Genomic DNA, 10,677 nt, shown 5'->3' on the forward strand with positions numbered 1-10,677 from the left:
GCGGAGGGTGGCACTGGGGAGGACTCCCCGGCGCCACCCTCCGCTGCCGTCGCGACTCAGCTGGTGATCCGCACCTCGTGCAGCGAGACGCCGTACCGGGTCGCCCGCTGGTCCGTCACGACCCGCACGTACCTCGTGGAGGTGGCCGGGAGCGTGATGGAGTCCAGTCCGCCGTCGCTGCCGGTCACCGTCTTGGCGGTCGTCCAGCGTGACCCGTCGAGGCTGGTCTGCAGCCGGTAGTCCCGGGCGTGGGCCGCCTCCCAGTCGAGGGTGACGCGACGCACGAGTCGCGGGGTGCCGAGGTCGACCCGCCACCAGGCGTTGTCACCCCAGGCGCTCGCCCATCGGGTCGAGGACCGGTCGTCGATCGCATTGCCGGCCCGGAGCGAGCCCAGGAGGGTGAACTCCGTCGAGCTCGCGGTGGCGACGCCTCCCTTCGTCAGGTCGGCGCCCTCCTGCCAGCCGGTCGTGGAGGCCCAGGTGCGCAGGTAGGACTCCGGCCCACGCAGCAGGTCCGAGACGACCTGCTCACCCTGCGTGCCGCCGACCGTGCGCATGTCCTGCACCCAGTCCGGGATCATCCCGTAGTGGGCGACGCCGTCGCTGTTGTAGTCCCAGACGCGCTTGCCGGTGACCTGGCGGTCGACGCTGCCCTTGCCCGTGACCGGGGCGAAGGGGTAGCGCAGCGGCGAGGTTGCGGCGTCCTCACGCGGCGGAGGGGTCCCACCGAAGCCGTTCATGTCCATGCCGAAGCCGTAGCCGACGTCGTACTTCTGCCGGATCGGCCGCTCGGCCGCGCCCTCCTTGACGAAGCTGCGCGAGTCGTGGCCGTACTGGGTGATGAAGCCCCCGAGTCGGTAGACCCGCTCGGTGAAGTGCTTGTCCATCCACGAGTGGCTGGAGATCACGCCCGGGTAGCCCTCGGACTCGAGGATCTCCATCGTGCGCTTGGCCGCCTTGACGCCCTGGTGGTCGATCTCGACCATCAGGTCTCGATCCATCATCCCGCGCAGGGCGTACTCGCCGAGCGAGGTCAGTCCGCGCTTGTTGCAGTGCGGCCCCTCCGGATAGATCGGCAGCACCTGCCCGGGCACGAGGTCGGCGACCTTGGGCGGGATGACCCCGCCGAGGACCGTGTTGTCGTGCAGCTCGGTCTTGCACTGCTCCACCTGCCAGAACTGCCCGGTGGACAGGAAGTTGCCGACGTTGACGATGATCCCCTGCGTCTCGGCGTCGAAGCGGACCCCGCAGAGCGCGTTGTCGAACTTGTGGCACAGGTACATCGAGCGAATGCCCAGCTCCTTGACCTCGTCGAGGCCCGCGTCGATCTGCTGCTTGGTGCAGTGCGCGATCCCGAGGGTCATGCCACAGCCGAAGGGAGCGGATACCTCCATGCCGAGGATGACGGCCATCTTGCCCTGCTCGATGTAGCGGCGGGCCTCCTGCGGCGAGTAGGCGATGCGGAACCAGCCCTTGCCCGGGCCGCCGTGCCGGGCGTCGATGAAGGCCTCCAGCTCCTTGGTCTTCTGCACCTGCCGCCGCACGACGTCCATGTCATTGCACGAGCTGGTGTTGATCTGCGTCGGCAGGGAGCACAGGACGCTGTTGTTGACCGTGTCCGCGACCATGATCCGCTGGCCACCGCGCCAGGCCCGCTCGATCCAGCGGTAGTACATCTGCTGGTGGGTCATCGAGGACCACTTCGGCCCGTCGGCGAAGGAGGGGTAGAGCTCCGTGGAGTGCGGGTCGAGCGGCCCCTTGCCCTCGCTGTGCGTGAGGTTCTCGATGAGCGCGGTGCGTCCGTCGGTGCCGTGGCTGTGGCAGTCGGTGAGGGCGTCCTCGATGCCCAGCTCGCTGAAGGTCTTGCCGCAGACGATGTCACCGCCGAAGCCCTCGTTGGACATCAGGTGCGTGTGCGCGTCGATGAGCCCGCGGACCTCCCCCTGCGGCGTCGTCCCGGTGAGCGGTGCCCCGGTGATGTTGAGCTCGGAGTCCTTGGGCTGCGGGTCACTCTGCTCGTACCAGGGCGTGGAGCCGGCGCTGGCGCCCGTCGCGGTCATCCCGAGGATGACGGCCAGCACGAGCAGGACGAAGGGGAGGGACCGACGGCGCTGTCGGCGGCGGGCAGGGAACACGGCGGGGCTCCTGGGTCAGTGGCGGGAGGAGACGTGACCTGAGGCTACCGACGAGTAACTCATTTGTATACCGTTGGGTAACTTGTCGGCTCCGTAGGGTTCAGGGCATGCCCGCGCCCGACCCGTCACCCGTGACGATCCAGGCCGGCCCGCGCGAGATCCTCGGGCTGGCCGTCCCCGCCTTCCTCGCCCTCGTCGCCGAGCCGCTCTTCCTCATGGTCGACGCGGCCGTCGTCGGTCGTCTCGGAGTCGTGCCGCTCGCCGGGCTCGGCGCAGCGAGCTCCGTCCTCCTCACTGCGGCAGGGGTCTTCGTCTTCCTCGCCTACGGCACGACGAGCGTCGTCGCGCGCCAGTACGGCGCCGGATCACGACGCGGGGCCCTCGAGCTCGGGATCGGCGGGGTGTGGCTGGCCGGCGGCCTCGGGCTGCTCGCCGCACTCGCCGTCGGGGTCGGTGCCCGTCCGCTCGCCGCAGGCTTCAGCTCCTCCCCCGCCGCGCTCGACCAGGCCGTCATCTACCTGCGGGTCAGCGCCCTGGGGCTGCCGGCGATGCTCCTCGTGCTCTCGGCGACCGGCATCCTGCGCGGTCTGCAGGACACCCGGACACCGCTGGTCGTCGCCACCGTCGGCTTCGGCGCCAATGCCGTGCTGTCCGTCCTCCTCGTCCTCGGGCTCGACCAGGGCATCGCCGGTGCCGCGTGGGGCACGGTCATCGCGCAGTGGGGCATGGCGCTCGCGCTGCTGGCCGTCGTCCTGCGCGGAGGACGCGCGGTGGGCGCCTCCCTGCGCCCGCACGTGGGCCGCGTCGTCGGGGCCGCCCTCGACGGGCTGCCGCTGCTCGTGCGCACCCTGGCGCTGCGCGCGGTCATCCTGCTCACCGTGGCGGCGGCAGCATCCTTCGGGGACATCCCGCTCGCCTCCTACCAGGTGACAACGACCGTCTGGTCGCTCCTCGTCTTCGCGCTGGATGCGCTCGCCATCGCCGGGCAGGCGCTCACCGGCGCACAGCTGGGCAGCGGCGACGCGCGAGGGGCCCGCGCCGCCACGGCGCTCATGGTGCGGTGGGGGGTGTGGGGCGGGGTCGTCCTCGGCGTCGTGATCCTCGCGCTGCACAGGGTGCTGCCGGCCTTCTTCACCGACGATCCTGCCGTGCGCAGCGCCATCGCCGCGGGTCTGATCGTCGTGGCCCTCGGCCAGCCGCTCGCCGGGTACGTCTTCGTCATCGACGGTGTGCTCATCGGTGCCGGCGATGGCCGGTGGCTGGCCGGGTCGATGGCCCTGGTCCTGCTCGCCTACCTGCCCGTCGTGCTCCTGGCCCGCGCCATCGGCGACGGCCACGGTCCCGAGGTGGCCGTCGTCACGCTGTGGATCGCCTTCACTGTCTTCATGGCGGTGCGCGGTTTCTTCATGGCCTGGCGCATCCGTGGAGACGCGTGGGCTGTGACCGGCGCCCAACGCCCCCGGCGGAGCTGAACCAGACCAGCCCGGAGCGGCGTGCCGCGGCCGAGCTGGAGGAGAGAGATCAGGCGACGGCGGGGCGGGTGCTGTCGGCGTAGGAGTACCAGCCCTGCCCGGCGAGCGCCTCGGCGATCCGCTGGCGACCCGCGGCTCCCTCGGAGCGCACGACCGCCAGCTCCGACGGACGAAGGGGGACCAGGGTCAGCACGCGCACCCGGCCACCGTCGATGTCGATCTCACCCGCACGTCCGGGGAGCTCGACGCCGACGAGTGCGCCGAGGCAGCCATCAGCCAGCCAGTCGGCGGGCGCGTGCTCACCGGAGAGCTCGAGCGAGAGGACACCGTGGTCGGTGAGAGCCTGCCCGAGGCTGTCGCCCGCGCCGGCGAGCGCACCAGCAGCCTCCTCCAGTGCGGCGGTGAGCCACCGCCCTTCGCCCGTCGGCCCTGCACCCAGCTCACGGCCCTCGATGTACAGCTCGATCCCGGGGCCGGACGCGTCGCTCAGCCCATCGGTGGCGACCACGCCGGAGTGCGGGGTGGTCACCATGACGTAGGTGGAGGTGCCGGCAGGCCACAAGGCTGCCTCGTCGGCGTCCCCGAGGGCCCCGTGCAGGCCTGCGACCGTACCGACGCCGCGCCAGAACTCTGCTCGCCGGCCACGGGTGGGGTCGGTCTGATCCATGGAAGTCACCCCTGCATACTGCCCGCTGCCCGGGGCAGACGGAAGTCGGAGACCACGACGCAGGGGGCCCGCCGTCGTGGCGAACCCCCTGCGATGGAGCGTGTCGAGCGCTGTCAGCAGCTCACTTGGTCGTCAGGCGGAGCCGGTAGTCGGCGTGGTCGCCCTCGCCGCTCATCGAGAACCCGACCGCGGACAGCGGCGCCAGGTTGGCCTTGGTCTCGTCGTCCATCTCGGAGCCGAAGGTCTCGACGATCTTGCTGACGTCGACGTAGGCGACCGAGCCCGCCTTGTCGGCGTCCGGCACCGCGTCCTTGAAGGCATCAGTGTCGCCGAGGCCGGAGCCATTGCTGATCTCGTCGGCATAGCCGGCGTTGGTCGCGACGACGGTGCGGTTGTCGCCCGCATCCTTGACGCTCAGCTGCGGACCGCTGGAGGAGTAGGACGAACCGGAGTCCACCGTGCTGACGAGCGTGTCGATCACTCCGCGGTCGCCGTTGGTGACCAGGGCGACCTTGGGCTCATTGGCGTCGGGGCCCAGGGCGATGGTGGTCTCACTGCCGACGGCCTTGGCCACGTCCTCCGGGACCGACAGGCCGGTCTCGCTGGTGAAGGAGTCCAGACCCTCCTGCCAGTCGTCGCCGAGGGCCTCGCGGGCGCTCTTGTCGATGTCGGGCCAGGCCTTGCGCAGCGACTCGTCCAGGCCGGTCATGGAGAAGGCCGCCAGGGTGGAGGTCGGCAGGTCGCCGATGGCGGTGCCGTCCCCACCGGGGACGGCGTCCTGCGGCAGGGCATTGGCCACGCCCGCGAGCTCCAGCGTGGGTCCGTCGAAGCGCAGCGCCATCGCGAAGCGTCCCTGGCCCTGGGTCTTGCCCGTCATGCCCGAGCCCAGCATGCTGTCGAAGGCGCCCAGCTGGGTGCCGTCGAGCCACGCCGACGCGATGCCGTCCTCGCCGAGGTCGCCCATGTCCTGGGAGAAGTTGTCGTTGTCCTCGAGGGACCCGCTCTTGGTGTCGTTGACCGCCTTGTCGACGACCGACTGCTCGTCACCGCAGATCGCGAAGTCCGGCTGGACGGAGCAGTACCCACCGTCGCCCGTCATCTTGGCCAGACCCTGCGTGGCGGCGTCCTCGTCGGTGCTGGCCAGGGCCATGACCACCCCCGGGTCGCCACCATCCCCGCTGGGCACGACAGCCATGCCGATGCGCTGGCCCAGCCACGGCTCGACATCCTGGGCATAGTCGACGCCCTGGAACTCGCCATCGTCCTGGAGCGACTCGAAGATCTCCTTGCGCAGGTCACCGTTTTCGTCGATGCCGTTGACGGCGTCCTGCGCCCCGGGGAACTTGCGGATGAACCTGAAGCCATCGAGCTTCTGGTCCGCGGAGGGGTCGAGATCGATCTTGGCGAAGGCGATCGAGTTGCCGGGCAGCGCCGCTTCGGGCTGCGCGCCGCCGCCGTTGATCTTGCTGTAGGCAAACACGGCGCCGCCGCCGAGGAGACCCAGCGAGAGCACGCCGGCCGCTCCGAAGGCGCCCCACTTGAGCGCCTTGTTGGATCGCGGGGCCTGCGGCGTGGGCTGGTGGCCCCACTGCGCGGGCTGCTGCTGCCCCTGGAAGGGTGCCTGACCGTAGCCCTGCGGCGGCTGTGGCTGACCGTAACCCTGCGGGGGCTGCGGCTGGCCGTAGCCGGGGGTGGGCGGTTGCTGGCCGTAGGGCGGCATGGTCATGGTGGTCTCCCCGATGGTCGTGGTGGTGGCTTACCAAAATCTTACGATTCGGCCACCGACCACGACCATGGGGAGGACTACCCATCTCGGTGCTCAACCCTTGTAGCGGATCTCCACGCGCCGGTTCTTCTCCCGGCCCTCGGGGTTGTCCTTGCCACCCTTGTCGTTGGGCTCGACCGGGTCGCTCTCGCCCTTGCCGCTGACGCTCAGCGAGAGGTCGTCCCGCTCGTCCTCGATGACGTCCGCCACGGCTCGCGCGCGCTGCTTCGAGAGCGTGCGGTTGGCCGCGTCGGAACCGACGGAGTCGGTGTGCCCGACGACCGAGACCTTCGCGTCGTCCGGTACGTCCGTGATCGCCTTGACGATCGCGTCGCTCGCCGAGTCCCCGAGATCGGCCTGGCCGAAGTCGAAGAGCACGTCGGTGTCGAGGCTGACGATGGTCGTGCTGCCCGAGGTCGTGACGTCGGGGACGAAGGGGGTGATGTCCGGAACCTCGATCGGCTCGATCTCGGGAACCTCGATCGCGGACCGGTAGCCGTCGACCTCGTTGTCGGTGAGGGTCGGCAGGGTGTCCACCGTGAGCGGCTCGTCGTCGGCGATGGTGGCCGAGGCACCGACCGCTCCGATGATGACGAGGGGAGCGGCGAGCGCCGTGGCGACGAGCGCGCGCCGCCGGGACCCATTGCTCATTGCGGCATCGGGATGTCTTCGATGGCCGGGGCGTCCGAGGTCACCCGCAGATCCATCTCGGTGACGCCGTCCCGTGGGAGCGGGAAGGCGGTGAACATGAAGACCGGCTGCCCGAGGGGCGCCTCGGCCTTCACGGTGTTGCTCGTGAGGTCGTCGACGTGCTTGTACTTCTCGAGGTTCTTCATGTCGATGAAGGTGGGCTCGAAGCTGCTCGTGCCGAGCAGCCGGAAGGCGGACTTCGACTCCGTCCCACGGCCTTCGCCGGTCAGGCGGAAGGTCGCGAGCATGACGTTGTCGGCGCGGCGCAGCTCGAGCAGCTCGATCGTGGTCTCGTCGACCGAGTCCTTGTTGACCGTGATGGTCTGCTCGGCGATCGGCTTGGGCGGGTTCTTCAGGTCGATGCCGGCGGACTTGGCGCCGTTGGCGTTGGCGTCGCCGTTGACGACACCCGAGCTCTGCGAGGCGGAGGACGACGAGCCATCGGAGCCTGCGTCGTCACCTCCGAGCATCGAACAACCGGTGAGCGCGAGAGCGGTGGCCGCCCCGAGCGCGATGACACGTGCACGCATCGTTTCTCCCCTTGTCAGTGAACCTGCGTCACCCACGATAAGCGGGTCGCACGCCCACTGGGCATGGGGAGCGCTCCCCGTTGGCCGTCACCCCATCGCCCCCGGGGACGACGAAGGGGGGCACCCACCTCGTCGGTGGGCGCCCCCCTGCGTCAGGGAGTCGTCTCGGCTCAGCCGGCGACGACGTCGAGCTTGACCGTGGCCTGGACCTCGGGGTGCAGGCGCACGAGCGCCTCCGCCGGGCCGACAGCCTTGATCGGGGTCGGGATCTCGATCGTTCGACGGTCGATCTCCGGGCCACCGTTGGCCTTGACGGCCTCGGCGACCTCACGGCTCGTCACGGCGCCGAAGAGGCGACCGGATGCACCCGCGTGGGCGCTGACGGTGACGCTGTTGGCCTCAAGGTTGCCCTTGATGGAGGTGGCCTCCTCCAGCGACTTGCCGGCGCGCGCGGCACGGCCGGCGGCGAGCGCCTCGACCTGCTTCTGCGCACCCTTGGTCCACTGCTCCGCCAGACCGCGGCGGAAGAGGAAGTTGCGGGCATAGCCCGGCTTGACGTCGACGATGTCGCCGGCGGTCCCGAGGCCGGTGACCTCGTGGGTGAGGATGACCTTCATGTCTGCTCCTGTTTCTTCGCGGCCGCTGATCAGCGGTTGGACGAGGAGTAGGGCAGCAGGGCCATCTCCCGGGCGTTCTTGACGGCGGTCGCGATGCGGCGCTGCTCCTGGACGGAGACACCGGTGACGCGACGCGCACGGATCTTCCCCCGGTCGGAGATGAACTTGCGCAGCAGGTTCGCGTCCTTGTAGTCGATGTTCTCGACCTTCGCCGCCTTGAGCGGGTTGGCCTTCTTCTTGGGCTTACGCACTACGGGCTTGGCCATCGTGGTGCTCTCCTTCGTGTTCACGAGAGCCCGAGGTTGATCCTCGGGATGGGGATGTTGTCAGTGCCCGGGACGAGCCGGGCGAGAGAGATCGATCAGAAGGGGGGCTCGTCGTAGCTGGGAGCGTTGCCCCAGCCACCGCCGCCCTGGCCACCCTGCGGGGCGCCACCCGGAGCGGGAGCCGCCGGAGCGCCGCCGAAGCCGCCACCCTGCGGAGCAGGCTGGCCACCCTTGGCGCCGCCGGTCGCCCACGGGTCGTCCTGCTGGCCGCCGAAGCCGCCACCCGAACCACCCTGCTGGCCACCGCCGCCACCCCAGGAGCCGCCGCCGGCACCCTGGCCGCCGGCACCGCCGCGCTGCGTCTTGGTCACCTTGGCGGTGGCGTAACGCAACGACGGGCCGACCTCGTCGACCTGCATCTCCATGACGGAGCGCTTCTGACCGGTCTCCTTGTCCTCCCACGAGCGGGAGATGAGGCGGCCGGTCACGACGACGCGGGTACCACGGGTGAGGGACTCCGCCACGTTTTCGGCCGCCTCGCGCCACACGGAGCAGCGCATGAAGAGCGTCTCCGCGTCCTTCCACTCGTTCGTCTGACGATCGAACGTGCGGGGGGTGGAGGCCACGGTGAAGTTGGCCACTGCGGCGCCACTCGGGGTGAACCGGAGCTCCGGGTCAGCCGTGAGGTTGCCGATAACGGTGATGGGGGTCTCGCCAGCCATGGGTTTCCTTCTCGATCGGGGATCGTCTCAGGTGAGTCTGCCGGTGGGCACCGACAGACCGGAGTCGAGGATTGAGTCTCAGGCCTCGATGCGCATGAGCTTGGTCCGCAGGACCTGCTCGGAGAGACCCATCTGACGGTCGAGCTCCTTGCTCGTGTCCGGCGTACAGGTCAGGTTGGCGACGGCGTAGAGGCCCTCAGCCTTCTTGTTGATCTCGTACGCGAGACGACGACGACCCCAGTGGTCGATCTTGTCCACGGTGCCACCGTCAGTGGTGACGACGGTGAGGAACTTGTCGAGCAGCGGCTGGACGGCCCGCTCGTCGGTCTCGGGGTCGAAGATGACCATGAGTTCGTACTGACGCATGCTGATAACCCGCCTCCTTCGGTCTAGACGGTCACGGTCTCTCCGTGACAGGAGGGTTTGTGCATCTGTCCTCGGGCACATCATCGGACGACGACGCGCTACCGGGAACGCCCAAGGCTATCGGCTGCACTCCCTTCGCACCAAAGCGTGCACCGGGGCGGCCCGACGATCAGAGGGCGACCGGCTCCTGTGGACGAGGATCGGGGGTCGGGAGGGGTTGTGGATCCGGCACCGGGTTGTCCACCGGCGTGTACCAGACGCTCCACAGCAGGAAGCACCACGCGATGGCCCGTCCGAGCACGACGACCGCGTACCAGGCCGGCGGCAGCCCCTTGTCCGGGTCGGATGCGGCGCCGATGTGCAGCCACAGGGCACTCGCGTGCACCGCCTCGACCGCGACGAAACCCAGGTGTGTCCGCCAGGAGACGCCGGCGAGGATCGCCAGCGGCAGGACCCACAGCGCCGCCTGCACGGGGACCGAGGCGCCGGTGAGCGCCAGGATCGGCACGCAGAAGGCGGCGACCTGGGCCCACGTCGCCGGTCGCCACGCCCTCCGGGTCATGAGGACCGCAGCCCAGACCGCTCCCGCCCAACCCACCAGGGCGAAGACCGGGGCGACCCGACCCGGGAGAGGGTGTCCCGCCAGCTCGGGAATGAGCAGGACCGAGCCGTAGCCCGGCTGCTGCGACCACCACGCCGTGAGCGGCGCCGTCACGATCTGCGGCGAGGCCAGGGCCAGGAGCGCGGCGATGCCCACGGCCGTGACCAGGGCGACCACGACCGTCCGCGTCGCCTCGGGCACCCGATCGAGTCGCCGCGCAGCGATGAGGAGAGCGATGGTGACCAGGCCCACCCAGGCGTGCCCGAGGAGGGCGAGACCGAGGAGCACCCCTGCCAGGGTCGGCCGACGCCGCGTCTGCGCGAGCATCGCCGCCAGGACGAGCGTCACGACCAGCAGGTCGGGCGAGAGGAGGGCAGCCACGACATGGATCGGCGACAACGCGAGCTGGGTGGCCAGGTCGATCCGCTGCGGACGGCTCATCCCGACGCACCAGACGGCCACCGCGAGGCAGGCGGCGATCAGCACGGTCCAGATGATGACGAACCAGCGGGAGGAGTCCAACCAGTCCGAGTCCGGCACGAGCCCGCCGAGCGCCGTCATGACCCCGGAGAGCAGGGGCATCTGGTCCAGGCGGATGTCACCGGCCAGCCACGCGGGCAGGCCGCGCTCGAGACCGGCGAGCTGGTACTGCGCCGGCAGGTCGGAGAAGCAGCCACGCCAGAACTGGTCGTCGCCGTTCCAGCCGTTGCCCATGCAATGGCCCTGCCGCAGCACCGCCGCGCCCATGGGTGCCAGCACCATCAGGACGACGAAGGGCAGCAGCCGGGCGAGCGACCGCTCCCGGGGAGCCGCCCGACGACCGAGCGGCCCGCCGATCACCGCGTT

General features: G+C 70.1%; 11 protein-coding genes. 1 reads left to right on the forward strand and 10 read right to left on the reverse strand.

The annotated features are described in order from the left end of the window. Positions 1–56: 56 nt before the first annotated feature. Positions 57–2,135: a galactose-binding domain-containing protein gene (locus JLI01S_RS10080; protein ID WP_245634582.1), complete on the reverse strand. Its 2,079-nt coding sequence runs from the start codon at positions 2,133–2,135 to the stop codon at positions 57–59. A 107-nt stretch (positions 2,136–2,242) separates the two neighbouring features. Here JLI01S_RS10080 and JLI01S_RS10085 point away from each other — a divergent pair, with 107 nt between their 5' ends. Further along, on the forward strand, positions 2,243–3,607 hold the full coding sequence (locus JLI01S_RS10085; RefSeq protein WP_068264054.1) for an MATE family efflux transporter: 1,365 nt from the start codon (positions 2,243–2,245) through the stop codon (positions 3,605–3,607). Between the two features lie 49 nt (positions 3,608–3,656). Here the strand turns inward: JLI01S_RS10085 and JLI01S_RS10090 are convergent, their stop codons facing one another. The 9 genes from JLI01S_RS10090 to JLI01S_RS17135 form a co-directional block, all read right to left on the reverse strand. Next, positions 3,657–4,274 carry a suppressor of fused domain protein gene (locus JLI01S_RS10090; protein WP_068264056.1) on the reverse strand — a complete coding sequence of 206 codons (618 nt, stop codon included), beginning with the start codon at positions 4,272–4,274 and terminating at the stop codon, positions 3,657–3,659. Positions 4,275–4,395: 121 nt separating this feature from the next. Then, positions 4,396–6,000: a DUF3352 domain-containing protein gene (locus JLI01S_RS10095; RefSeq protein WP_068264058.1), complete on the reverse strand. Its 1,605-nt coding sequence runs from the start codon at positions 5,998–6,000 to the stop codon at positions 4,396–4,398. Positions 6,001–6,093: 93 nt separating this feature from the next. Further along, positions 6,094–6,690, reverse strand: a complete 597-nt coding sequence (locus JLI01S_RS10100) for an OmpA family protein (protein WP_068264059.1) — start codon at positions 6,688–6,690, stop codon at positions 6,094–6,096. Beyond that, positions 6,687–7,259 carry a hypothetical protein gene (locus JLI01S_RS10105; protein ID WP_068264062.1) on the reverse strand — a complete coding sequence of 191 codons (573 nt, stop codon included), beginning with the start codon at positions 7,257–7,259 and terminating at the stop codon, positions 6,687–6,689. The genes JLI01S_RS10100 and JLI01S_RS10105 overlap by 4 nt, the downstream gene beginning before the upstream one ends. Positions 7,260–7,429: 170 nt before the next feature. Further along, a complete protein-coding gene (rplI, locus tag JLI01S_RS10110; protein WP_068264064.1) occupies positions 7,430–7,876 on the reverse strand; it encodes a 50S ribosomal protein L9 in 447 nt (148 codons plus the stop codon). A gap of 29 nt (positions 7,877–7,905) precedes the next feature. Next, positions 7,906–8,142 carry a 30S ribosomal protein S18 gene (gene rpsR / locus JLI01S_RS10115; protein ID WP_007925814.1) on the reverse strand — a complete coding sequence of 79 codons (237 nt, stop codon included), beginning with the start codon at positions 8,140–8,142 and terminating at the stop codon, positions 7,906–7,908. 95 nt (positions 8,143–8,237) lie between these two features. Beyond that, a complete protein-coding gene (locus JLI01S_RS10120; RefSeq protein WP_068264066.1) occupies positions 8,238–8,864 on the reverse strand; it encodes a single-stranded DNA-binding protein in 627 nt (208 codons plus the stop codon). 78 nt (positions 8,865–8,942) lie between these two features. Then, on the reverse strand, positions 8,943–9,230 hold the full coding sequence (rpsF, locus tag JLI01S_RS10125; RefSeq protein WP_068264068.1) for a 30S ribosomal protein S6: 288 nt from the start codon (positions 9,228–9,230) through the stop codon (positions 8,943–8,945). A gap of 169 nt (positions 9,231–9,399) precedes the next feature. After that, positions 9,400–10,677 (reverse strand): glycosyltransferase family protein (locus tag JLI01S_RS17135; RefSeq protein ID WP_169797314.1); only part of this gene is annotated, 1,278 nt, incomplete at its 5' end.

Source organism: Janibacter limosus NBRC 16128 (genome assembly GCF_001570985.1).
GTDB lineage: Bacteria > Actinomycetota > Actinomycetes > Actinomycetales > Dermatophilaceae > Janibacter > Janibacter limosus.

Coding starts and splice junctions, on each gene's coding strand:
- JLI01S_RS10085 (WP_068264054.1), top strand. CDS start 2,243: ATGCCCGCGCCCGACCCGTCACCCGTGACGATCCAGGCCGGCCCGCGC.
- JLI01S_RS10090 (WP_068264056.1), bottom strand. CDS start 4,274: ATGGATCAGACCGACCCCACCCGTGGCCGGCGAGCAGAGTTCTGGCGC.
- JLI01S_RS10095 (WP_068264058.1), bottom strand. CDS start 6,000: ATGACCATGCCGCCCTACGGCCAGCAACCGCCCACCCCCGGCTACGGC.
- JLI01S_RS10100 (WP_068264059.1), bottom strand. CDS start 6,690: ATGAGCAATGGGTCCCGGCGGCGCGCGCTCGTCGCCACGGCGCTCGCC.
- JLI01S_RS10105 (WP_068264062.1), bottom strand. CDS start 7,259: ATGCGTGCACGTGTCATCGCGCTCGGGGCGGCCACCGCTCTCGCGCTC.
- rplI (WP_068264064.1), bottom strand. CDS start 7,876: ATGAAGGTCATCCTCACCCACGAGGTCACCGGCCTCGGGACCGCCGGC.
- rpsR (WP_007925814.1), bottom strand. CDS start 8,142: ATGGCCAAGCCCGTAGTGCGTAAGCCCAAGAAGAAGGCCAACCCGCTC.
- JLI01S_RS10120 (WP_068264066.1), bottom strand. CDS start 8,864: ATGGCTGGCGAGACCCCCATCACCGTTATCGGCAACCTCACGGCTGAC.
- rpsF (WP_068264068.1), bottom strand. CDS start 9,230: ATGCGTCAGTACGAACTCATGGTCATCTTCGACCCCGAGACCGACGAG.